The sequence below is a fragment of the Mesorhizobium sp. WSM4976 genome (assembly GCF_029625685.1).
Taxonomy (GTDB): Bacteria; Pseudomonadota; Alphaproteobacteria; order Rhizobiales; family Rhizobiaceae; genus Mesorhizobium.
This window is the reverse complement of sequence record NZ_JARTVT010000001.1, coordinates 382,781-405,879: the sequence shown is the minus strand read 5'-3', so window position 1 is coordinate 405,879 and position 23,099 is coordinate 382,781. Positions and strand designations below refer to the sequence as shown.

General features: G+C 63.4%; 24 protein-coding genes. 5 read left to right on the top strand and 19 right to left on the bottom strand.

What is annotated here, in order from left to right; all coding sequences use genetic code 11:
* Nucleotides 1-2: 2 nt before the first annotated feature.
* From P9272_RS01925 to P9272_RS01870, 12 genes are read right to left on the bottom strand one after another with little or no spacing between them, the layout of a single operon-like run.
* Nucleotides 3-251 carry a cytochrome C oxidase subunit IV family protein gene (locus tag P9272_RS01925; RefSeq protein ID WP_278158450.1) on the bottom strand — a complete coding sequence of 83 codons (249 nt, stop codon included), beginning with the start codon at nt 249-251 and terminating at the stop codon, nt 3-5.
* Nucleotides 248-883, bottom strand: a complete 636-nt coding sequence (locus P9272_RS01920) for a cytochrome c oxidase subunit 3 (protein ID WP_128259288.1) — start codon at nt 881-883, stop codon at nt 248-250. The genes P9272_RS01925 and P9272_RS01920 overlap by 4 nt, the downstream gene beginning before the upstream one ends.
* Nucleotides 880-2,523, bottom strand: coding sequence for a cytochrome c oxidase subunit I (ctaD, locus tag P9272_RS01915; RefSeq protein ID WP_128259287.1), 1,644 nt, complete (start codon nt 2,521-2,523; stop codon nt 880-882). The genes P9272_RS01920 and ctaD overlap by 4 nt, the downstream gene beginning before the upstream one ends.
* The gene (gene coxB / locus P9272_RS01910) at nt 2,520-3,473 is read right to left on the bottom strand and encodes a cytochrome c oxidase subunit II (RefSeq protein WP_278158447.1); all 954 of its coding nucleotides are present in this window, start codon (nt 3,471-3,473) and stop codon (nt 2,520-2,522) included. Before coxB ends, ctaD begins: the two co-directional genes overlap by 4 nt.
* Entirely contained in the window at nt 3,470-4,222 is a 753-nt protein-coding gene (locus P9272_RS01905; RefSeq protein WP_278158445.1) for an SCO family protein, read from the bottom strand. Before P9272_RS01905 ends, coxB begins: the two co-directional genes overlap by 4 nt.
* A complete protein-coding gene (locus tag P9272_RS01900) occupies nt 4,219-4,668 on the bottom strand; it encodes a hypothetical protein (RefSeq protein ID WP_278158444.1) in 450 nt (149 codons plus the stop codon). The genes P9272_RS01905 and P9272_RS01900 overlap by 4 nt, the downstream gene beginning before the upstream one ends.
* Entirely contained in the window at nt 4,661-5,773 is a 1,113-nt protein-coding gene (locus P9272_RS01895) for a hypothetical protein (protein WP_278158442.1), read from the bottom strand. Before P9272_RS01895 ends, P9272_RS01900 begins: the two co-directional genes overlap by 8 nt.
* On the bottom strand, nt 5,770-6,312 hold the full coding sequence (locus tag P9272_RS01890) for a cytochrome c (RefSeq protein ID WP_128259282.1): 543 nt from the start codon (nt 6,310-6,312) through the stop codon (nt 5,770-5,772). Before P9272_RS01890 ends, P9272_RS01895 begins: the two co-directional genes overlap by 4 nt.
* Nucleotides 6,309-6,836: a DUF3341 domain-containing protein gene (locus tag P9272_RS01885; protein ID WP_128259281.1), complete on the bottom strand. Its 528-nt coding sequence runs from the start codon at nt 6,834-6,836 to the stop codon at nt 6,309-6,311. The genes P9272_RS01890 and P9272_RS01885 overlap by 4 nt, the downstream gene beginning before the upstream one ends.
* A complete protein-coding gene (nrfD, locus tag P9272_RS01880; protein WP_128259280.1) occupies nt 6,833-8,191 on the bottom strand; it encodes an NrfD/PsrC family molybdoenzyme membrane anchor subunit in 1,359 nt (452 codons plus the stop codon). Before nrfD ends, P9272_RS01885 begins: the two co-directional genes overlap by 4 nt.
* Nucleotides 8,184-11,159: a TAT-variant-translocated molybdopterin oxidoreductase gene (locus P9272_RS01875; RefSeq protein ID WP_278158438.1), complete on the bottom strand. Its 2,976-nt coding sequence runs from the start codon at nt 11,157-11,159 to the stop codon at nt 8,184-8,186. The genes nrfD and P9272_RS01875 overlap by 8 nt, the downstream gene beginning before the upstream one ends.
* The gene (locus tag P9272_RS01870; RefSeq protein ID WP_128259278.1) at nt 11,143-11,799 is read right to left on the bottom strand and encodes a cytochrome c3 family protein; all 657 of its coding nucleotides are present in this window, start codon (nt 11,797-11,799) and stop codon (nt 11,143-11,145) included. Before P9272_RS01870 ends, P9272_RS01875 begins: the two co-directional genes overlap by 17 nt.
* Nucleotides 11,800-11,996: 197 nt before the next feature.
* On the opposite strand from P9272_RS01870, the gene P9272_RS01865 reads away from it, so the two are divergent.
* On the top strand, nt 11,997-12,173 hold the full coding sequence (locus P9272_RS01865) for a hypothetical protein (RefSeq protein ID WP_278158602.1): 177 nt from the start codon (nt 11,997-11,999) through the stop codon (nt 12,171-12,173).
* Between the two features lie 416 nt (nt 12,174-12,589).
* Nucleotides 12,590-13,684, top strand: coding sequence for an FAD-dependent monooxygenase (locus tag P9272_RS01860; protein WP_278158436.1), 1,095 nt, complete (start codon nt 12,590-12,592; stop codon nt 13,682-13,684).
* Nucleotides 13,685-13,692: 8 nt separating this feature from the next.
* Here P9272_RS01860 and P9272_RS01855 read toward each other — a convergent pair whose 3' ends face one another.
* The 3 genes from P9272_RS01855 to P9272_RS01845 are packed head-to-tail and all read right to left on the bottom strand — an operon-like array spanning nt 13,693 to nt 17,571.
* Nucleotides 13,693-15,972 (bottom strand): xanthine dehydrogenase family protein molybdopterin-binding subunit, encoded by a 2,280-nt coding sequence (locus P9272_RS01855; protein ID WP_278158434.1) that lies wholly within the window; start codon nt 15,970-15,972, stop codon nt 13,693-13,695.
* A gap of 2 nt (nt 15,973-15,974) precedes the next feature.
* Complete coding sequence (locus P9272_RS01850) at nt 15,975-17,000, bottom strand: xanthine dehydrogenase family protein subunit M (RefSeq protein ID WP_278158432.1); 1,026 nt, start codon at nt 16,998-17,000, stop codon at nt 15,975-15,977.
* A gap of 1 nt (nt 17,001) precedes the next feature.
* Nucleotides 17,002-17,571 (bottom strand): (2Fe-2S)-binding protein, encoded by a 570-nt coding sequence (locus P9272_RS01845; RefSeq protein WP_278158430.1) that lies wholly within the window; start codon nt 17,569-17,571, stop codon nt 17,002-17,004.
* A gap of 584 nt (nt 17,572-18,155) precedes the next feature.
* Here P9272_RS01845 and P9272_RS01840 point away from each other — a divergent pair.
* Nucleotides 18,156-18,488, top strand: a complete 333-nt coding sequence (locus tag P9272_RS01840; protein ID WP_278158428.1) for a GFA family protein — start codon at nt 18,156-18,158, stop codon at nt 18,486-18,488.
* Nucleotides 18,482-19,495, top strand: coding sequence for an ATP-dependent DNA ligase (locus tag P9272_RS01835; RefSeq protein WP_278158426.1), 1,014 nt, complete (start codon nt 18,482-18,484; stop codon nt 19,493-19,495). Before P9272_RS01840 ends, P9272_RS01835 begins: the two co-directional genes overlap by 7 nt.
* Before the next feature lie 41 nt (nt 19,496-19,536).
* On the opposite strand, the gene P9272_RS01830 is transcribed toward P9272_RS01835, so the two are convergent.
* Nucleotides 19,537-20,748 (bottom strand): FAD-binding oxidoreductase, encoded by a 1,212-nt coding sequence (locus P9272_RS01830; RefSeq protein WP_278158424.1) that lies wholly within the window; start codon nt 20,746-20,748, stop codon nt 19,537-19,539.
* 140 nt (nt 20,749-20,888) lie between these two features.
* Here P9272_RS01830 and P9272_RS01825 point away from each other — a divergent pair, with 140 nt between their 5' ends.
* The gene (locus P9272_RS01825) at nt 20,889-21,170 is read left to right on the top strand and encodes a hypothetical protein (protein ID WP_278158422.1); all 282 of its coding nucleotides are present in this window, start codon (nt 20,889-20,891) and stop codon (nt 21,168-21,170) included.
* A gap of 3 nt (nt 21,171-21,173) precedes the next feature.
* Here P9272_RS01825 and P9272_RS01820 read toward each other — a convergent pair whose 3' ends face one another.
* The 3 genes from P9272_RS01820 to P9272_RS01810 form a co-directional block, all read right to left on the bottom strand.
* Nucleotides 21,174-21,923 (bottom strand): metallophosphoesterase, encoded by a 750-nt coding sequence (locus P9272_RS01820; protein ID WP_278158420.1) that lies wholly within the window; start codon nt 21,921-21,923, stop codon nt 21,174-21,176.
* A complete protein-coding gene (locus tag P9272_RS01815) occupies nt 21,916-22,722 on the bottom strand; it encodes a nucleotidyltransferase family protein (protein ID WP_128259269.1) in 807 nt (268 codons plus the stop codon). The genes P9272_RS01820 and P9272_RS01815 overlap by 8 nt, the downstream gene beginning before the upstream one ends.
* A 113-nt stretch (nt 22,723-22,835) precedes the next feature.
* Nucleotides 22,836-22,997: a hypothetical protein gene (locus tag P9272_RS01810; RefSeq protein WP_278158418.1), complete on the bottom strand. Its 162-nt coding sequence runs from the start codon at nt 22,995-22,997 to the stop codon at nt 22,836-22,838.
* Nucleotides 22,998-23,099: the final 102 nt, after the last annotated feature.

Below are 23,099 nucleotides of genomic sequence, written 5' to 3'. Positions count from 1 at the left end.
TCCTATCGCCCGATCAGCGTCAGCCCGAACAGGATGATCAGCCAAAGCCCGGTGGCCGCTACGGCCAGCCGCGGCAACGTGCCGGTCAGATGCATGAACAGCATGGCGATCAGGATCGCCTTTGCGGCGGCGATCGCCAGGTTGAGCGCGACGTTGAAACCGCCGAGATCGACCAAAGATGAGCCTACCGTCAGCGTCAGCAGCGCCAGGAGACCGAGATAGCCGAAGGTGAGTTTGCGCAGTTCGCTCATCGGTTGATCAGGTAAAGGACGGGGAACATGAACACCCATATGATGTCGACGAAGTGCCAGTAGAGGCCTACGGTCACGACCCGGCGCAGCCGGTTGGCAGGACTGGCGGTCCGCCAGAGCGCAATCATGCCGGCGATGACCACGATGCCGCCGATCAGGTGCAGCGCATGCAGCGAGGTCATCGCGAAATAGAGGCCGAAGAAGAATTCGGCATGAACCGGATCCGGCCCGGCGTAGCGGAACGGCATGCCGAGGAGCGGCGCCAGTCCTTCGCCGATCTCCTTGCCGTATTCGATCCCCTTCACGACCAGGAAGCACAGGCCCAGGCCCGAGGTGACGACCAGCGCCCAGACCGTCGCGCGCCAACGCCTCTGAAGCGCAAGCCTGTGCGCCAGCGCCATGGTGAAGCTGCTGGTGATCAGCACGGCCGTGTTGAAGGTGCCGAGCGGCAGCGAAAGATGTTTCGAGGCGGCCGCAAAGGCTGGGCCGAAATCGACATGGGCTACGAGGAAGACAAGGAAGATCGCGCCGAACAGCATCGCCTCGGAGCCGATGAACACCCACATGGCAAAAGTGTCGGCGCGCCGTTCGCGTTGCGGCGTGTCGAAGGCGATGCTTTCCGTGCCGCTCATCCCGCTGCCTCCTCCCGGTGCGGGCTGAAGCGCTCATGCTCGAGGCCCTTCATGTCGTAGGCATAGGCCGGTCGCGTCACGACCGGCATGGTCTCGAAATTATGCGGCGGCGGCGGCGAGCCCGTCTGCCATTCGAGCCCGGTGGCGTTCCAGGGATTATCGGGCGCCCGGGCGCCGCGAAACAGCGACCAGCCGAGATAGAACAATGGCATAAGGTAGCCGATCGCCAGCACCACCGCGCCGGCCGAGGACAAGACGTTCCAGAACTGGAACTCTGGTGGATAGGTATGATAGCGGCGGGGCATGCCGTCGAAGCCCAGCACATATTGCGGGAAGAAGGTCAGGTTGAAGCCGATGAAGGTGACGGTCGCCGCAATTCGCCCCGCCGTTTCCGAATACATGCGGCCGGTCATCTTCGGCCACCAGAAATGCAGGCCGGCCATATAGGCGGTCACCATGCCGCCGACCATGATGTAGTGGAAATGCGCGATGACGAAGTATGTGTCGTGGACATGCACATCGACCGCAAGCGAGGCAAGGAATAGCCCCGCCAGCCCGCCGAAGGTGAACAGCGCGAGGAAGAACAGCGCGTAAAGCATCGGCGTCTCGAAGCTGATCTCGCCCTTGCGCAGCGTCAGGCTCCAGTTGAAGACCTTGATCGCCGACGGAATGGCGACGCAGAAGGACAGGAACGAGAACACCACGCCGGCATAGGCCGACTGCCCGCTGACGAACATGTGGTGGCCCCAGACCAGGAAGCCGAAGACGGCGATCGCGATCGACGACATCGCCACCGCCTTGTAGCCGAACAGCGGCCGACGGCTGAAGCAGGGCAGCACCTCCGACACCACGCCCATACCGGGCAGGATCATGATGTAGACGGCCGGGTGCGAATAGAACCAGAAGAGGTGCTGGAAGAGCAGCGGATCCCCGCCGAGAGCGGGATTGAAGATGCCGATGCCGAACACGCGCTCCAGCACGATCAGGATCAGCGAGGCGGCGAGCACAGGCGTTGCCAGCACCATCACCAGGCTGGTGGCGTAAAGCGTCCAGACGAAGATCGGCAAGCGGAACCAGGTGAGCCCGGGCGCGCGCAGGGTATGCACCGTAACGATGAAGTTGATGCCTGTCATGATCGTCGAGAAGCCGACGATGAAGACACCGAACGCCGCGGTCGAGACCCAGCCATTGGCATAGAGCGTCGAGAGCGGCGTGTAGAAGGTCCAGCCGGTGTCGACGCCGCCGGCCACCACCGCAAACAGCGCGAACAGGCTGCCCGAGATGAAGACATACCAGCTGGCGAGGTTGAGCCGCGGGAAAGCCAGATCGCGCGCGCCGATCATCAGAGGCAACAGGAAATTGCCCAAGCTCGCCGGGATCGACGGCACCAGGAAGAACCAGACCATGATGATGCCGTGCAGCGAGAACAGCCTGTTATAGACATCGTCGGAGACGAGGTCGCCGGCCGGCGTCGCCAGCTCGATCCGCATCAGCACCGCCATGGCGCCGCCGAGGAAGAAGAAGGCCGTCAGCGACACAAGATAGAGCCATGCGACGCGTTTATGGTCGGTGGTGAGCAGCCACGCCCGGGGACCGCTGCCTTCGCCAAGATAAGTGCCGGACATCGCCGCGTTGGTCATTGCCTGGCTCCAGCCGTTGGTTGCGGCGAAAGCGCCTTCAGATAGGCAAGCAGCATCTGCAGCTCGCCTTCGTCGATGAGGCCGTCGAAGCTCGGCATGACTGGCTCGTAGCCTGCGGCGACCTCCTTCTTCGGGTTGAGAATGGAGTCGCGCAGGTAACGCTCGTCGGCGATCACCGTTTGCTGATTGTCGAGCGCCACCGGACGGCCGAAGATGCCATCCAGGGATGGCGCCCTCACCTTGCTGCTCGCGCCGTGGCAGCCGGAACAGCCCAGGGCGCGAAAGAGTTTCTCGCCGCTCGCGGCGAGCGTCTCGCCCTCGCCCTGGCTGTTCAGCCAAGCGGCATATTGCTCGGGGGCCATCGCGATCACCCAGCCGCCCATTTCCGAATGCTGCGTGCCGCAATATTGGGCGCAGAACAGATGGTAGCGGCCGGGCTGGGTGGCGATGAACCAGATATGCGTCGTGCGCCCCGGCACCGCGTCCTGCTTGATGCGGAAGGCCGGCACATAAAACGAGTGGATAACGTCCTGCGCGGCGAGCGACACGACAACGACCTTGCCGACGGGAACGTGCAGTTCGTTGATCTCGCGCTGGCCGCCTGGTTGCCTGAACTCCCACATCCATTGTTTGCCAAGGCCGCTGATCTCCAGCGCGTCCGCCGGCGGATGGTCGCGGCGAACGAAGAGCGCCGCGCCCCAGCCGAAGAAGATGAAAGCGATGACCAGGCTGGCGATCGTCCAGCTCATCTCCAGCGGCAGGCTGCGGGAACGCTTGCCTGTTCGATCCGCCTTTGAGCCGACGCGGTATTTCACAGCGTAGCCGACCACCAGCCCGGCGAGCGCCAGCCCGAGAACGGCAGAAAAAGCGAGCAGCGTGTAGAACAGCGCGTCGATCCGACCGGCTTCCGATGAAGCCTCCTGGGGGAAGAAGGGGATGCCGAAGCTCACCTTGCCCTCCCCCAGCCTTGCCAGAGCACTGTCGCGCCGAGGCCGAACAGCGTGGCCAGGCTCGCCACTTTCAGTGCCGCCCAGATCGCTGGCGTGTACTGGCCCTTCGAACTGTCGAACCCGGCGCAGAGCAAGAAGACATGATCGGCAATCGACCCGAGCTTATTCTCCGACGCTTCGACCAGCGCGAGTTGGAGATCACGCGGCGTGAAAGTGAGCGCCGGCAGCACCTGCGCAATTCGACCCGTTGGCGTAAGCGCGATAACCGCAATCGGGTGAACGAACTGATCGATGCCCTTGCGCCGATCGAAATTGATACCTGCCTCATTGGCCAGCGCCGCGCCGGCGCCGTCGCTGCTGGTCAGGAACCGCCAGGCGGCGAGCCCTGCCGGACCTGCGGCGGAAGCGATTTCGTCTTGCGCCGCAGCTGCGTCGGCTGGTGTCTCCCTGGGATCAATCGAGATGAAAAGCGCGCGATAATCCGCCGGTCGAAGTGATGTCTTCTTCAGGTCGGAGGCAACGGCCTGCTGAGTGACGCCGCACAGGTTCGGGCATTTGTCGTAACCGAAGATGACGAGCGCCGGATGGCCGTCCAGTGTTGCGCCCAGCGTCAGCTTCCGGCCGCCGGCGTCGACCAATTCGCGGTCCGCCGTCAGCTGCGCGCCGAGCTTCGGATCGAATGTCGGTCGCTCGGCGGCAGTGGCCGCCCCGACAACCAGCAGACAAAGCGCGGCTAACAGGCTTCTCATCGCCCTGCCTCGTCACTTTGCTGCTGACAATTCTGGGCCTGGGATGTGCGGGGAACTGCAGCCGCGAGCAGGTTGCAATCTCCAGGTTCCGGGGCTGTGGCGTCGGGCTGTGACCAATCCGGCAAGCCGTTGTTGACCACTGCCCACATTGCGTCGTCGATCGGAATGCGCGCGATGCCGGCGCTGCGGTCGACCCAGCCGAGCATTTTCAGCTGGCGATCCTCCTCGGCGCGGAAGTTGACAAGGTCCTGCCTTGGTGCGCTCTGCAAATCGGGAGCTTCCGGACTGGCGTTCTCGGGTGGCGGCAGCCAGCTCGGCGTGGTGTTGAAGACGAGTTTGATGCAGAACGCGGCCAAGGCCAAAAACACCAACAGCCCGCCGCCGAAAGCGAGCAGCACCCGCGGCTGGACATCGCGCGTCTCGGGATGGCGGCGAGCTTTAGCCATGGGCGGCCTCCCGCTTCCACCAGACCATCCTATCCGGCCGGCGCAGCAGGAAAAGGAACAGGGCGAGCCACAACCCGCCTACTCCAATCCAGGCAACCGCATCATGCCACAGTGCCGGCGGACCACCGGCGAAGAGCGGCGGTCGAATGCGCCAGAACACATCGGCGAGATGGCCGGCCAGAACTATGCCCGCCAGCCAGATCAGGCCGTCATGGCTGCGCTTGAGCGGTCGACTGAGCGAGCCCGCGAACGCAGCCACCTGCAAGGCTAGCAGCAGCCACAGCAGATACTGCCAGCCGCCGGTGGCGCGGACGATGTACCCGTGGATCTCGTCCGGAAGGTCTCCACCCCAAACGACGATCCACTGCATGAAGACGAGGTAGATCCAGGTCAGCACGAAGCCGAACTGCATGTTGGAGAGATCTTCGCTTAGCGAGGTTTCCTCATCTCCCCCCGGCAAGAGCTCGACCGCCCGCCTCGCCGCCAGCACCAGGGCGGCAAGCGCGAATGCCCCGACCACTTCTGCCGCCACCTCGCAAAGCGCGTAGATGGTGGAGGTGAATTCCGGCTCTATCGACAGCATCCAGTCGATCGCAAAGACGCTGACAGCAAGCGCGTGGAAGATCAGGCCGAAAGCATATTTCCTACCATTGCCAGTCTTTACGGAATCCTCCGCAGTCGGGCCCAGCATCATCCAGGCGAGAACGACCCAGATAGCGCCGCAGACGGCGAAGCGCAGCAGGAAGAATGGGACGTTGAGATAGGCGAGCTTCTCGCGGACCTTCTCCGGCAGCATCCCGGAGTCGGGGCCGGCCCATGGGAAGATCAGGTCGAGCCTCATCAACACCGGCAGGAGCAAGATCAGCGCAAACGGCAACATCGCGACCATGATCCGCAAGGGCTGGCGGACCGCATCGCCCCAGCGTCCGCCGGTCAGCCCGTGCACCATCAGGATCGTCAGCGCACCGAGTGGAAGGCTGAGCACAAATATGGCTGCGGCCAGCCAGGCGCCCAGCATTGCCTTAGCATCGAGCGATACCCCGAGCACGCACAGGACAAGTCCCGCGATGCCGGCGGCCAGACAGCCCTGCTCGATTCGGCTCATGGCGATGCCTCCGCGTCGAGCCGTGCGCGCAGGCTTTGCGGGAGCTCGGCGACAGGTGCGTCGCGCGAATATTGCAGGGCGCGGATATAGGCGACGATCGCCCAGCGGTCGCGCGGCGGCACGCGCGCCGCGTAAGAGTACATGGCGCCATAGCCGTCGCTGATGACGTCGTAGAAGTGCCGGTCCGAAGCCTTGCGCAACGCATCCTGATGGTAGCTAGGCGGGGCCGGGAAGCCGCGTTGGACGATCATGCCGTGACCGTCGCCGGTGCGGCCGTGGCAAGGCGAGCAGAAGATATCGAAACGCTGCTCGCCGCGCTGCAGCAGCTCCATCGTGATCGGATAGGGTACCCGCTGCGGGGTCGGCGAAAGATCGGCGTCGCGCGTCACCGTACCCGTCACCGGGGTGCGTGCTGACATGCCGTCGGCAAACTGGTTGCTTGCCTCCAGCGGATCGTAACGCGGCTGGTCCTCCATATCCTGACGACAGCCGGCGATGGCCAGCGCGCCGAGCATGAGCGTGAGGCGCAGGCCGCTCACGCCTCCACCTCCTCGACAGTCTCGGCGCCGAGGCGCGTCAGTTGGCCCCTGGTCACGCCCTTGCGGTATTTCGGATCGGCCGCTTCGATCAGCAGATAGAACCTGCCGCCGCGTGCATAGGTGAAGCTCTCGGCGTTGAACACCGGATGATGGTAGCGAGGCAGTCCATTGGCCGCGAGCAGGCCCAGAAAGCCGGCGAAGGCAGCGCCGAGGATGCCGACCTCGAAGGCGATGACGACGAAAGCCGGCCAGGAATGCAGCGGCCTGCCGCCGACATTGATTGGATAGTCGACTTCGACGGAATACCAGATCAGAGCATAGACGAGAGCAGCACCTGCAATACCGCCGGCGAGCACGACCCAGGGCAGCCGCGACTTCGGGATCTCCAATATCCCGTCCAGCTCGTTCATCGGAAACGGTGAGAACGCATCCATGCGACGATACCCGCGCTCGCGCATGTGGCGCGCCGCCGCAACGAGGGCTTCGGGATCGGCAAACACCGCCATGAGACCGTAGAGGCTCATCTGAGCTTGCCCTCTTCTTCAGCCAACTCCTCGACTTCGAAGATGGTGATCGCCGGCAGGATGCGGATGAACAGGAAGACAAGCGCGAAGAAGGTTCCGATCGAGCCGAACAGGATGCCGAAATCGAGCCAGGTCAGCGACTGCTCACCCCAGGCGGACGGCAGGTAATCGCGGCTCGGCCCCGTCACGACGATGATGTAGCGCTCGATCCACATGCCGATGTTGATCGCGACGGCAATAGCGAAAAGCAGCGGCATGTTGCGGCGGATGCGTTTGAACCACAGCAGTTGCAGCACGCCGCAGTTCAGGCTGAGCATTAGCCAGAACAGCGGCGCATAAGGACCGATGGCGCGCTGTACCATCATGGCGCGTTCATAGGGCTCGCCCGAATACCAGGCGAAGAATGCTTCGGAGACATAGCCATAGGCGACGACCATGCCGGCGGCGATCATCAGCTTGGCGGCATTGTCCATGTGCCGCAGCGTGATCAGGTCCTCGACCGAGAACGCCCAGCGCAGCGGAATGGCGATGGTAAGCACCATGGCGAAACCGGACAGCAGTGCGCCGGCGACGAAATAAGGCGGAAAGATCGTCGAGTGGTAGCCGGGCGTGATCGCGAAGGTGAAGTCGAGCGAGACGATCGAGTGCACCGAGACGACCAGCGGCGTGGCCAGGGCCGCCAGCAGGAAATAGACTATCCTGTAGCGCGCCCAATGATAGGCCGAGCCGCGCCAGCCGAGTGCCAATATGCCGTAGAAAAGCTGCGCCGCTCTCGACCTTGCGCGATCTCGCAACACCGCAAGATCGGGCAGAAGGCCCATGTACCAGAACAGCAGCGAGACGGTCGCGTAGGTCGCGATCGCGGCAAAATCCCAGACCAGTGGACTGCGCCATTGCGGCCAATGCATATGCACATTGGGTAGCGGCAGCAGCCAATAGAAGAACCACGGCCGTCCGAGATGCAGGATCGGAAACAGTCCAGCCATGGCGACCGCGAACAGCGTCATGGCCTCGGCGAAACGGTTGATCGAGGCGCGCCATGGCTGGCGCAGCAAAAGCAGCACCGCCGAGATCAGCGTGCCGGCGTGGCCGATGCCGATCCACCAGACGAAGTTGGAAATCATCGTGCCCCAGACCACGGGCATGTTGATGCCGTAGGCGCCGACCCCGACGGAAATCAGGTAGATGATCGAGTAGAGGAAGAGCAGGACGAGCAGGAAGCAGAGGAAGAACGCGGTCCAGAAATGGCGCGGCAGGCGGCCTTTGAGCACGATCGAGCCGATGCGCCCGGTGATCTCTGGAAAATCGTGGCGGCCGCGCATGACGTCCAAGCTGTTCGCGCCGGCTTCAGCCATCGGTCGCCTCGCCCGGCTTGGCAAGCCTGCCGTTCGGATTGGAGATCTTGCCGAGATAGGAGGTGCGCGGCCTTGTGTTCAACTCCTCCAGCAGCGCGTAGTTCTGGGGCGCACTTTTCTCGCGAACGACCTTTGCGTCTTTCCTGTTGCGATCGCCGAAGGTGATGGCCTGGGTCGGGCAAGCCTGCTGGCAGGCAGTGACCACTTCACCATCGGCAATGTCGCGATTTTCGATCTGCGCCTGGATGCGCTTGGCGCTGATGCGCTGGACGCAGTAGGTGCATTTCTCCATCACGCCGCGCGAACGAACGCTGACATTGGGGTTGTGAACGCCCTGCTCCGGACCGGCTTCGTCCTTGTCGAAGGACTGGTGCTCGAGGAAGTTGAAGCGCCGCACCTTGTAGGGGCAATTCTGCGAGCAATAGCGCGTGCCGATGCAGCGGTTGTAGACCTGAGCGTTCAACCCATCATGGGTGTGCACGGTGGCGTTGACCGGGCAGACCACTTCGCAGGGCGCCTTCTCGCAATGCATGCAGGGAACCGGCTGGAAAAGGGTCTCGGGCGCATCGAGCGGACCGGCATAGTAACGGTCGACCCGCAGCCAATGCATTTCGTGGCTGCGCTCGCATTCTTCCGGCCCGACCGTCGCGATGTTGTTCTCCGCCTGGCAAGCAGAGACGCAGGCCATGCAGCCGATACAGGCTGAAAGGTCGATCGCCATCGCCCAGGCTTCCCGATCGTAGGGCCAGTCGGGATAGAGTGATTCTTTTGGTGACGGCGGCGCATCCTTGCGCACGAAACGCGGATCGCGCCGGAACGCTTCGAGCGAGGCGTGGCGTACGATGGCGCGGCCTTCCATCGCCTGGTGATGTTGTGTGCTGATGACGCGCGCGCTGTTCTCGCGCGGCGTGATCGCAGCACCAGTCGCCATCCATTCCGCCGCGCTGCGCAAAAGGAACGCATCATGGCCTTCCGACAGCGCGGCAACGGAGCCGGCCTTGCGCCCGAAGCCGAAGGAGAGCGTCACCGTCTCATCGGGGTGGCCGGACACGATCCAGGCCGGCGCGTCGACGCTGGTGCCGTTGGACGCGACATTGATGACCCTGCCGTTCTCGATTTTCAGCCGCTCGGCAGTGGCGGGCGAGATGAGCGCCGCATTGCCCCAGACGATCTTGGTCAGCGGCCGCGGCAATTCCTGCAGCCACGACGCATTGGCAAAGCGGCCATCTCGCAGCCACGGATCGGGAACGAAGCGGATATCGATGCCATCGGTAGCGTTCGCCGCCGGACTCAAGCCGCCTAGATTTGACGGCATTGTGACGGGTACGGGCTTGGTGGCGCTATCCGGGACGATGCCGTCGCGCAACGCCTTCTTCCACGCATCGTCATCGAGCGCTGCCCAATGTTGCCGGACGAGCGCCAGTGGATCGGTCTGGAACTGGCCGCCAAGCACGGCGAGCAGTTCATGCGTGGTCTTGCCATCGTAGAGCGGCTTGATCAGCGGCTGCACCAGCGAGCGGGTACCGTCATAGGCGCGGATGTCGCTCCAGCTCTCGAGCTCATGGGCGGCCGGTACATGCCAGTGCGCCAGGAATGCGGTCTCGTCGCGATAGAGCCCGTAATGGACAAGCAGCTTCAGGCTGGAGAATGCCTTATGCGCATCGAGCCCCGCTGGAGCCGTATGCAGCGGGTTTGCGCCCAGCACCACGACCGAGTCGATCCCGCCATCGCCGATTGCCTCACACAGCGCGGCTACATCGCCATCGACCTGCGATGCGTCCGGTGGTTCGATCAGCCCGACCGTGTTGCCAAGCGCGCCAAGCTTCGCATTGGCAGATAAAGCGGCGGCTTGAACGAAGGCGCCCTGATGCGCCCCTGCAATAACCAATGCGTTGCGGCCCGCCGCTCTCAGGTCATCGACCAGCGCCGTCATCCAGACCTGGTCGATCGGCGAGCGGGAACCTCCGGCTTCGCCGGTCAACGCCGCGTTCAACCCGGCGGCCACGGCTTCGACCTCACTTGGCTTGATCGCAAGCCGATGGTCGGCAGCTGCCCCGGTTATGGTGGGCGTCGACTCCATCGCATAAAGCCGGCTCATCCGGTCGGACGGATCGCGTACACGTCGCCGCGCGGCGAAATCGCGCGCATAAGCTAGCCGCCCGGGACCCTCGCCGAGAAAATCGGCATCGAGGCTGAGGATCATTTCGGCGCGGTCGAAGCGGTAGACCGGCGTTAGCGGCGATCCGAACAGCGCGCGCGAGACCGCCTCCGTGGCTGGCGTCGCCAATGGGTCGTGACGATAGATCTTCAGCTTGGGATAGCGAACCCGCAACGCATCGATCTGTGCGGCGGCGGTCGGCGATGTCGTGGCCTCAACCAGCAACGCCCCGCCCTGGCCTTGCGATGCCGCCCAGCGCGAGACAAGCGCCGCCATGTCCTTGAGGAAATCGCCATAAGATGCCGGCTCCCCATCCTTGAGCGGCGTACGCGAGCGGTCGGGATCGAACAGCGTCAGCACGGCTGCCTGCATGACCGCGTCGGTCGCGCCGCGCGACGCTGGGTGATCGGGGTTGCCCTCGACCTTTGTCGGCCGCCCTTCATGGCTTTCGACGATGGCGCCGATGCCGAAGCCGTCGCTCGACAGCGTCGTCGCGTAATAGATAGGCTTGCCGGGAATGAGGATTTCCGGCTGGCGCACATAGGGCACGATGCTTTCCGCCCTGCTGCAGGCGGCCAGCCCGGCAAGCGACAGCGAGGCGCCCATCAGCTTCAGCAGCGTGCGCCGGTTCGGCTTTGCAGGCAGGCGTTCCGCGATTGCCGGAAACTCGGCCTCAACGAAGCGGCGGAATTCGGCGGTGCCGGCGATCTCGTCCAGGCTGCGCCATATTTCGCCGCCACGCGCCAACCGCTTGCGCAGAGCCTCGATGTCGATGGCGGGGCCAGGCCTGTCGTCAGCGATGGCAGACATAGCAATCCGTCATTGTCTCGGGATGAATGTCGAGCATGCCGATCAGTTGCCGCCTGATCTCATCAATGTCCGCGGGCGGTTGCCAGTGCATCAGGAACACGTCCCGCGGCGGACGCAGATTGGGCTGCGGATTGCGATGGCAGCCAAGGCACCATTCCATGCTCAGCGTATGCGCCCGCATCGTCAGCGGCATCTGGTCGACCTCGCCATGGCAGGTCTCGCAGGCGACACCCTTGTTGATGTGGATCGCGTGATTGAAGAAAACGAAGTCGGGCACGCTGTTGACGCGCTGCCATTCGATCGGCTTGCCGCTCGCTAGACTTGCGCGCACCGGCGCCAGCATATCGGCATTGGTGAACAGCTGCGAATGGCAGGTCATGCAGACCTCGGTGGCCGGCAGACCCGCCGAAGACGAGCTTTCGACGCCGTTGTGGCAATAGCGGCAGTCGATGCCGAGTTGACCGACATGGTGCTTGTGACTGAACGGCACCGGCTGCGCCAATGGCTCACCTACTCCCGTTACCAGGCCCGAGCGGGGCAGGATTATCCCAATCGCGGCTGCGATCAGCAGAACGGCACAACTTCCCCAGATGACAAAGCGCGCAACGCCATTGGCGTTTTTCGAGAAGATCTGCGGCATCCCCTCGCCGATTCTGCTGAAGGCAAACTCAGAGTTGACGGCACTTAACGGTGCTTTCGCCGCGAAGGTTCCGAAGCCGCAAAAAGGATCACAGAATGGTGACCGCGCCCGGGAACTGGTCGTAGATTTTATCCGCAACCGCAGCCGCCCGCAGGCGTTCGCCAGATATCACGATCTGTTTCACGCTGGAAAATGCCATGACCGACACGGGCAAGGAGGTGTGGCAGGTGGATCTTCCCGCTGGAGGGCAGACGACGCCGATGACCTATGTGGTCGACGACAGGCAGTATGTCGTCATCGCGCCCGGCGGCCACCACTTCATGGAACCCAAGGTCGGCGACGAAGTCATCGCCTATGCTCTGCCGGCGGGTTGACAGATGGCTGTTCAGCTAAGGCAGGGCCTCGAGAGCCTTCAGCCCAGCGGGTCGTTGGGGCGCCGTCGGGTCTCTTGTGATGGATCGCCTCTCGGCTCCGCCAGCCGCCGGCTTCGGCGCCTGGCGAGGAAATACATCCAGATCAGGATGAGGATCAGAGGGACGCCCGCGATGGGCAGCATCCAAACGCCAAGGTGAAACATGAACGTCTCTCTGTCCTGTTGCGGTCAGTCGGCCCATACCCAAACCGGCGTGGGAAAGAACAGTTCCGAGAGCGACCGGGCGCAAGTGTCATTTCGGTGAAGACAGTTGGACGCGGAGCCTCATTGGTACGCAACCTCCGTTCCCGCAAAGCGTTCCGGTCTATCGTCGACAAGTGGGGCACCCGTGTAGACAGTTTGGGAAAGGCAACGGTCGTGCCTCGAGAAAAAGCTTCCATCCTCATCGTCGGTGCCGGTCCAACAGGACTGACCGCGGCGTTGGAGCTTGCGCGAGGCGGCGCCCTTCCCCGCATCATTGATGAGAAGGACGGACCCACGGCGCTCAGCAAGGCCGTGGGGATCAGCGCGCACAGCCTCGATATCCTCGAAGCGTCCGGGGTGAGCAGGCAATTGCTCGCCGAAGGGCTCAAGGTCCGCCACGCGCATTTCCATGTGGAAGCGCGGGAGCTTCTCACAATCAACTTCTCGCTGCTGCCGCACCGCTACAATTTCCTCTTGTCTCTGCCTCAGCGCGATACCGAAAGGATCATGGCCGACACGCTGGCGACATTCGGCATCGATGTCGAATGGCGCACGGAACTGGTCGGCCTCACCCAGCATGCCGACAAGGTGGAGGCCAGGATCAGCCGAAGCGGTGACGAGGAAAGACAAAACTTCGACATCGTCTTCGGTGCCGATGGCCCCGAGAGCTCGGTGCGCAAGTCATCAGGTATCGAATTTGAGGGCTATACGCACAAGCGGCAATGGAGCATCACCGACGCGGAGATCGCATCCTGGCCTTACGAGCCGGGTGCTGCGCAGGCGTTCGTCAACCGTGGCGGCGACGTCGGCTTCATCATACCGATCGGCGACGGCCGCTTTCGCTCTGTCTCCAACACGCCCGACGCATTGGCCCAAGTGCCGGGCAATTACCGCGTGTCGAAGGTGCTGCGGACCGATCGTTTCCATATTCCGGCCAAGCAAGCGAGACGCTACCAGGCCGGCCGCGTCTTCCTCGGCGGCGATGCTGCGCATGTCCATTCGCCGCTTGGCGCGCGAGGCATGAATCTCGGCATCGAGGATGCCGCGTCCTTGGCCCGGCGTTTCGGCGACGGCACTCTGGATGGATACACCGATGAGCGCCGGCCAGTAGGGCATCGCTGGATCGAACTCAGCGAACGCATTCTGTCGACGGTGCAGTCGACCAACATATTCGTACAGACGTTCAGAAACCTTGCAATGACGACCATCGGCCACTTCCCGGTCCTGCAAAAACCTCTTATCGAGCGCGTCGCAGGTCTGAGGGAGTAGCAAGACCGTCAGACGAGCAACTGCTCGATCCTGATCGGCAGATCGCGGATACGCTTGCCGGTGGCGTGATACACCGCACTGGCGACGGCGGCGGCCGTGCCGACATTGCCCAGTTCGCCCAGCCCTTTCACGCCGGCCGGGTTGACCGCGTGGTCCACCTCCGGGACCAGGATCACCTGCAGGTCCTTGATGTCGGCATTGACCGGCACAAGGTAGTCCTGCAGGTCGCGGTTCACATAGCGCGCATAGCGCCTGTCGATCTCGGTTGCCTCATGCAGCGCCTGACCGATACCCCAGATCATGCCGCCCATGAGCTGGCTGCGTGCCGTGCGCGTGTTCATGATGCGGCCGGCGGCAAATGCGCCGACGATGCGCGGCACGCGGATCTCCCTGGTGTAGCGGTTGATGTGCACTTCGACGAACTCAGCGCCGAAGGCATATTTCACAGAATCCTCGTCCTGGTCGCCGCCGTGGAATTCCGGCTTGCCGGCATAGAGTTTCTTCAGCGCCTCCGACGTCGCACCCTTGGGGGCGAACTCGGCATATTCCTCGATCGCGCCGACCTGCATGGCTTTCAGGACATCCTCGACCTTGGCCGAGGCGCCGCTCTTCGCCATTATCTTTCCGTCAACAAGTTCGAATTCCGCATTACGCGAGCCGGCCAGCAGACCGCCTTCCGCGGTCGCGGCGGCGTAAAGCTTGGTGCGGATGGCGTCGCAGGCCTTGAGCACCGCCGAGCACACGCTTGCCGTGGAGATCGACCCGCCCGAGACCGGAGCCGGAGGCAGGCCGCTGTCGCCCATTTCGACGCTGGTCCTGTCGATGCTGACGCCGAGCCGCTCGGAAGCCATCTGGCCGGCCACGGTGCGCACGCCGGTGCCGATCTCATGCGAACCGCATTGCAGGCGCACGTCGCCGTCGACCGTCAGGCGCACGCGCGCCGCGCATGGTGCGACGGCCGTTGGGTAAATCGCCGTTGCGCAACCCATGCCGACCAGCCAGTCGCCGTCACGCATCGCGCCGACCTTCGGATCGCGCTTGGCCCAGCCGAAGGCCACCGCTGCCTGGTCGTAGCACTGGATCAGCGAGCGGCTGGAGAAAGGTTTCTTGCCGATCGGATCCGTCTTGGGCTCGTTGATGCGGCGGAACTCGATCGGATCCATGCCAAGCGCCACTGCCATCTCGTCCATGGCGTTTTCAAGCGCGTAGACATAAGGCGTCTCGGGCGGTGAGCGCATGTAGCCCGGCGTGTTGCGGTCTGCCTGCACCAGCGAGACATGGGTCAGCACAGAGCCATAATCATACATGCGGCCGGTGGCCGAAGTGCCGCCGACGACATAGGGGTCGGGCCGCGATGTCACCTCCCAACCTTCATGCGCGAAGGCGGTGATGCGGCCGTCCTTGCCGGCGCCGATCCGGATGCGGTGTCGGGTTTCGGCCCGGTAGGTCTGCGTGCCGAAAGCCTGCATTCGGCTGGTCACGCAACGCACCGGACGTCCGAGGCGCTTGGCGGCAATGGCGACGATTGCGGTACGCGGTGTCATCGGCCCCTTCGAGCCGAAGGCCCCGCCGATGAACGGGCTTACGATGCGTACCTTCGCAGGGTCGATCTTCAACTGCCTGGCCAGCTCGACCTTCCAGCCGGTGACGTTCTGCGAGGGCTCATGCACGACGAGCTGCTCGCCCTGCCAGTACGCGGTCGTCGAGAACAGCTCGATCGGGTTGTGGTGCTGCGTGGGCGTCGAGTAGCGCTGGTCGATCTTGACGGCTGCAGCGGCATAGGCCGCGTCGAAGTCACCGGCTTTCACATCTTCCTTGAACAGAGGGCTCCTTCCCGCGGCAGGGATGGTCGCCGTCCCCGGGCTGTCGAAGGTCGCGGTCGGCTTCTCTTCCTCGTACTCGGCGCGGATCAGCTGCGCCGCCTCTTCGGCAGCCTCGAAAGTCTCGGCAACCGCGAGCGCGACGATCTGGCCGTCATGGAAGATCCTCCTGTCGTGCAGCGGTCCGATAGAAGTCGCGCCGGAATTGCCGAATTTCGGCTTCTCGAGCTTGTCCATGTCGCCATAGGTCACAATGTCGAGCAGGCCGGGCACCGCACGGGCATCGTCGAGACGAAGCTTCGTCACCTTGCCCTTGGCAATGCTGCTGGTGGCCAGCGCGCCATAGGCGATGTTGGCGGTGGGCAGATCGGCGGGGTAATGGGCTTGTCCGGTGACTTTCAAACGCCCATCGATGCGCGGCAGCGGTTCGCCCATGTTCTCCTTGGGCTTGGGAGCGGCAGCGTCCATGGTCACACCTTCATGTCTCGGGTTTCTAGCAGCGCGCGTACCAGCGTTCGCTTGCCAAGCTCCATCTTGAATGCGTTGTGCCGGCGCGGTTGGGCTTGGGCAAAGGCGGCTTCGGCCGTCGCTTCCGCCGATGCCTCATCGAGCTTCTTGCCTTGCAGGCTTTGTTCGGCCGCGCCGGCACGCCAAGGCACGGTCGCCACACCGCCGAGCGCAATGCGTGCCTCGCGCACAGTCTCCCCATCCAGATCGAGCGCCACGGCCGCCGAAGCCAGCGCAAAGGCATAGGATTCGCGGTCGCGGATTTTCAGGTAAAGCGAGCGCCGTGCCCACGGAATGGCGGGCACTTCGATCGCGGTGATGATCTCGTCGGCGGCGAGATCGGTCTCGATATGCGGCGTGTCGCCCGGCTGCCGATGCAGCTTGGCGAACACGATCTTTCGTGCGCCGCGCGAGCCTTCGGCATGGACGACAGCATCGAGCGCTATCAACGCCTGGGCGAAATCGCCGTGATAGGTGGCGATACATGCGTCGCTGGCCCCCAGAATCGCATGCTGCCGGTTGAAACCTTCCATCGCGGCGCAGCCGGAGCCGGGCACTCGCTTGTTGCAGGCCCAAGATGTCTCGCGAAAATATTCGCAGCGCGTGCGCTGCAGCACGTTTCCGGCCAGGCTTGCCATGTTGCGGATCTGGCCGCTTGCCGCCAAACGCAAACTGTCGGCAATGACCGGGTAGCGGCGCTTCACTTCGGCGTGGTCGGCGGCCTCGCCCATGCGCGCCAGGGCGCCGAAGCGAATGCCACCCTCATTCGTGACATGGATGTGCCTGAGTTCCTGCTCCTTGAGCTTGTTTAGGTCGAGCAGACGGTTTGGCTCGGCGACGCCGAGCTTCATGTAGTCGGCAAGGTTGGTGCCGCCGGCGATGAACTGCGCATTCGCTCGCGTGGGTTGATCGTCGTTGGTCGTGAACCGGGACGCGATCGCGACCGCCGTGGAGACGTCGGCGGGCTGCTCATAGACGAAGGGGCGCATGTCAGGCTCCCCTCGTCTCTTCGCGCGCCTGCAGGATGGCGGCGACAATGTTGGGATAGGCGGCGCAGCGGCAGATGTTACCGCTCATATATTCGCGGATGTCACTCTCGGATTCGGCGTGACCTTCATTGACGCAACCGATCGCCGACAGGATCTGGCCCGGCGTGCAATAGCCGCACTGGAAGGCATCGTGGTCGATGAAGGCCTGCTGCATCGGATGCAGCTTGCCTTCGGTGGAGGCGATCCCTTCGACCGTCGTGATGTCCTTGCCCTCGTTCATCACGGCGAAGCTCAGGCAAGAAAGGACCCGCTTGCCGTCGACCAGCACCGTGCAGGCGCCGCACTGGCCGTGGTCGCAGCCCTTCTTGGTGCCGGTGAGTCCGACATGATCGCGAAGCGCGTCGAGCAGGCTCGTCCTGGTATCAAGCGAAAGCTCATAGGCCTGGTTGTTGATCCTGAGCGACGTCACGAGCGGCTGCCTCAGTTTCGCCTCGGCTGCGACCGGCGTGGCGCCCTCGGCCCGTGAAGCCAGCAACGGCGCAGCCGCGGCCGCCGAGACCGTGCCTGCCATGAACTTTCTTCGGCTGAGGCCATTGGTTAACAGAGCTGAGGGCTGGGACATGACTCGCTCCTCGCTGGCTGGTGTTGTGCGCTAACCTCTCAACGGTGCCATTGTTCCGATGGTGAGCGCAGAACCGCGACGCTTCACCGAAGTGTGAGGCCTCGACCTGGAACGGGAGCGTCGCGAGGCTTCGCACCCATGCTGGAACATGCGGCACGGCGGGGCGTTCTGTCCCAGTCCATCTCTCCGAGAGCGATCGGCGACATTGTCGCGGACGCCACGACAAGCCAAGCCTGCATCTGTATGCGGTGCTTCCTAAGCGACGGATCGACCCGCGTCTGGAAGGCGTGGTGAAGCCAACACTCGAGGTCACGGTGACGGACTCGCCCGTTCATTTGCTGCGTACGAACCGGCCTCGGTATCGCCCTGATCGATCTCGACGCGTAAAATCTTGCGCTACCGAAACCGCATCTTCCATCGAGCGTTCAAGCTTGATGGAAGACCCCGACGTCATCACACGAAACGCAGCCGTCGAGCGATACGGCGGATGCTTGTGCGGCACTATCCGTTACCGCCTGACGGGGGAGCCGCGCGTGCATTACTGCCACTGCGACATGTGCCGGCGTGCGACGGGGAGCGCCTTCGCCGTGCTTGGCTGGGCGCCTGTCGACGGACTCTCATGGCTGACGACGGAACCAGCCTATCGCCGCTCCTCGCCCATCGCCCGCAGAAGCTTCTGCCGGTCTTGCGGTACGCCTCTTACCCTTGCCTATGACGCCAACCCGCACGAGGTCGCGATGCATATCGGGACCTTCGACGATCCGTCCGAGCTTGAGCCGCGACACAATTACGGTTCCTCGCAACGGCTCGGGTGGATCCGCTGCGGCATCGACCTGCCGCATCACGACACGGAAGAACGATGGTAGCGGCGCCCCGGAACGACTTCCCGTTGCCATTGGAGACGCCGCCAATGGAGGCGCGAACGGCGGAAGCATTGCCGGACGGAGATGGCGCCTGGCAATACGAGCCGAAATGGGACGGCTTCCGCTGCCTTGCCTTCAAGGATGGCAAGGCAGTCGATCTCAGGGCAAAGTCCGGGAAGCCGCTTGGCCGCTACTTTCCCGAATTGATTGAAACGATGCAAAGCCTCGATGCGGAGGATTTCGTCGTCGACGGCGAGATCGTCATCGAGATCGACGGCCGCGCTTCCTTCGACGCGCTGCAGATGCGGCTGCACCCCGCGGAGAGCCGTATCCGCAAGCTGAGCATCGAGACGCCGGCGCGGCTGATCCTGTTCGACATGCTGGTCACCCCGGGCGGCAGGATCATTCTCGAACGACCCTTGCACGCTCGGCGCGACGCTTTGGAGGCCTTTCTGTCCAAGGCAGCCAATCCCGGCCTCCAGCTGTCGCCATCCACCACCAATGTCGCCACCGCCAGGCAATGGCTGCAAGGCGCCGGCCACGGCTCGACTGATGGTGTCGTCGCCAAGATGCTCGACGAGCCGTATCGGCCGGGCGAGCGCGCGATGGTCAAGGTCAAGCGGCTGCGCACCGCCGATTGTGTGGTTGGCGGCTTCCGGTATCTGAACGGCAAGCGGCAGGTCGGATCGCTGTTGCTCGGGCTCTACAACGACAATGGGCAGCTCGATCATGTCGGCTTCACATCGACCATCGCCAATGGAGAGCGCGCGGCGCTCACGGCGAAGCTCGAAGCGTTGCGCGGAGGGTCGGGCTTCACCGGCAAGGCGCCGGGCGGGCCAAGTCGCTGGAGCACCGAGCGCAGCGGGGAATGGGAGCCTGTGAAGCCGGAACTGGTGGTCGAGGTCCGCTTCGACCATGTCACCGGCGAGCGTTTCCGGCACGGCACAAGGTTGCTGCGCTGGCGCCCGGACAAGGCGGCGCGCCAGTGCACGTTCGAGCAGATCGAGTAGCCGGGCGGCCAATCGGCTCACGGCCATGGCGTCCAGGCGGATCACGTCTTGAACGCGAAGAGATTTGCATCTGAGTCCTCCCTGCCTGCGATGGACGCGCAGACGATCTCCGAAGCGATCTGCGAAAAGGTGATCCCGTTTCCGCCATAGCCCATCACCGCATGTATACGCGGGTGGCCGGGCACGCTGCCGATAATCGGAAGTCCGGTATCGGTGGCTCCGAATGAGCCGGTCCAGGCGAATTCAACCGACGTGTCGAGTTGCGGAAAGATTTTCCCGAGTTCCTCCTCGAGGCGGTCCGTCTTTTGCGCGATCAGGGCGTCGCGCCGTTCCTCGTCGGTGAACTCCTCGTCTTCGCCGCCGCAGATCACGCGACCGTCGGATGTCGCCCGGAGATAGAGATAGGGATCGGAAGCTTCCCATATCAGGGCGGCGAGAGGCCAGATCCTCCCCGGCTGCGGCCGGGTGGCAATCGCCCATGTCGAGATGATGCGATGGCGTATCTTCGGCACGATATCGAGCAACTCGTAGCCGGTCGCAAGAACAAGATGGCGAGCCTTGATCACAGGCCCATGTCGCATCGCCACCGTCACGCCGAGGCGATCGTCCGCGATCGCAATCGCTTCCGCCGGCGCATAGAAACGCGCTTTGCGCTGCAACGCCCTCATGAGCAGCCCGGACGTCAACTTGCGTGGATCGAGCGCTAGATTGCCGTGGCTCAAAATCGCCGCCGCGCGGTCTATGCCGAAATCGTTTCGCAGCTCTTCGCGGGTCAAGACCGACGCTCCGATACCCGCTACGCGGCGCGCTTGCGCCTCATGGCGCAGGCCCGAGGCGCCAAGTCGGTCGCCCGCCAGATAAAGCGAAGGCGCATCCGCCGACCGGCAGCGGATATCAAGTTCGGCAATTCGCCCATGCAGGTTCGCGAGGGCCAGCCGTGACCGGACCCAGGCCTGACGCGCGGCATCGCGTCCAATCATCCTGGACAGCCTTGTCAACGGTTGATCGATCTCAAACTGGACGAGCGCCGTCGTCGCGGCCGTCGACCCCTTCAACGGCCCACGCCTGTCGATGCAAATGACGGCGTGGCCGTCGCGGGTCAAAGCTTCGGCCATCGTCGCCCCGCTGATGCCCATGCCGACGATCAGGACATCGGTCTTTGCATCGCGGGTCAGGCGGTCTGCCGGCACCGCGGGCGAGCGATAGGCGGACCAGACAGGCGTACCGCTTCTGAGATCTAGCTTGCGAGGCATGAAAGTTCCCGGTTCCGCACGATAAGTCAGAAGGCGTCATGCTGTTCCCAGGCAACTGCGCCCCATCCCTGATGGAAAAGAAGCGGAACAAGTGTTTCGGCGAGAGGTTCTTCACTCGAAGCTCAGCAATGGAGAACGTCATGGACCCGCGCGACAAACAGCGGCCTGCAAAGACCGACGAAACCGAAGCGCCAACCATCGAACAGCAGGACTGGGATGCTCTGGAGGGCGGCAGAATCCTGCCTGACAGAGTTGCCGTGAACGGTGACCCGCAGGATGATGCCGAAGCGAGAGGCGACCTTCCGGAAGAGGATGACGACAACCCCTTCCAGGACAGCGACGAAGCCTTGCCCGACGACGAGGAGGAGCGCGTCCTGTCGAAGGACCCTTCCAAGGAGGGCAGCCGTTTCGACGAGGTCTAACGTTTAGATTTCCAGCAGCGCGTAGGGCCGGCCCGTCGGCTTGGTGATGTGCATGGCGACATTGTAGACTTTCGCGCCGCCGGGGGTCTGGCCTTCGAAAGTGCCACGATGGGCATGGCCGTGCACGACGGCGCTCACCTTGAACCGGTCGATCGTTTCCGCAAGCCGGGACGATCCGAGGAACGGAAAAATTTCGGGCGGCTCGCCGGTGACCGTCTCCGGGATAGGCGCATAGTGAAGCACCACCAGCGTGCGCTTTGCGCGGACCTGCCGCATCGCGTTCTCGAGCCGCATCGCCTCGTTGACGCTCTCGGCCACCATCGCCTTGATCGCCGGCTCGCCGAAGGAACCAAGCATCCTCGGGCCGAAGCCGCCGACAAAACCTTTGACGCCGACAAAGCCGACTTCCATCAGCTCCGTCGCTTGTCCATCGAGGAGATAAACGCCTGCTTGACGGAGCGTCGCCGCGATCTGGTCGACGCAACCTGATTCGTAGTCGTGATTGCCGAGCACCGCGACCACGGGGATCGAGCAGGCGCGCAAATCCTCCGCAAGGAGTTCGGCCTCCTTTGGCTTGCCGAGATTGGTGAGATCCCCGGTGAGCACCAGGACATCTGCTTCGCGGGAAATCTCGCCAAAAAGGTCGCGGTAGGAAGTCTGCGCATCCTCCTGAATATGCAGATCGCCCATGGCGGCAATCTTGACCTTGCCGTTGCCGTTCGCTTTGCGAGCCGTCTTCCTTTGTTCAGCCATCGCGGAATTCCCCTACGCCGCCGACGCCGGCGAAGCCCCATTCCTTGACGTCGATCTCGTAGTCGACCTGCGACAAAAGCCTGCCGCGACAGATCTTCATCCTCGGCGAGGGCAATTGCCGCTGCCTAGCGAGCCGGTCGAGCAGGTTGTCAAGCAGCCAATCGGGGATGTGGTCGCGTTCGCTGGGATAGATCCATCTGAAATTCAGCAACTGCATCAAGAGAACCTCCCAGTGGGTGTCGAGATAGGACAGCAGCCTTTGCCAGTCGATCTGCTCACGCGCTTTCAGAATCGTATGGGCGATGTCTGCACCATCATGCCGGCCCCTGTCCTGAATGAAGCATTTCGACCAGATAAGCTCGGTCGGCCCGATGATCCTGACCCGGCTGCCCAGCAGCTCGACCTGGCGGGCATGTTCCAGCCACTGGTCCTCGACCTGCATGGTCCCATTGGCGGAAGCAAAGATCACGTCGAAGAAATACGGGCCCTCAAAGACCTTGCCGAGCCAGCGGTCATCCTCGATCACGACGGCGTAGCCGAGATCCTTGAAATGGGTGAGGATGCGCGGGCAATCGCCCGGCTTGCAGAAGATGTCGAGATCCTTGGTCTGCCGCACGACGCCGGTATAGGCGCTGACGGCATAGGTCCCGGCAACCAGAAACGGAATGTCTGTGGCGGTGAGCTCCCGGATTGCATGCGTGTAGAACGCTTCCGCCTCCGCGCTCTTCAGCGTCGGCTCCGCCTTTGCATCGATAACCGGCAGCGTCGCCAGCACTCCCGGCAACTCGTCATTGGCCATCAACCGTTGCTCCGGCTTTCGATCTTCATTCCCATGTTTCGGTAAACAGCGGCAAACCGGCGTTGTTCCGCGCTCGACATCACGCTTTGACGAGCTTCGCCAGTCCGGAGGCGCTAGTCGCCTTCGTCCCGGTATAGGCGTTCGGCCGCACGGTCGCTCTCGCGCCGCTCCGCTGGTCCGCGGCGACGACGGGTAAGGAGAACATAGACGATCACGAGCATGAGAACGAGAGGGCCGCCAGCGACGACGATGAACCACAACTCGGTGCCTGACATGGATCTTTCCTTCCCGGATCGAAGGCTGTGCTCCCGGAAGCAGGATCGCCGGTGGTGCGCTAACTGGTGAAAGGTTCAAATGTTCCGCTGCCGGAACGGAGA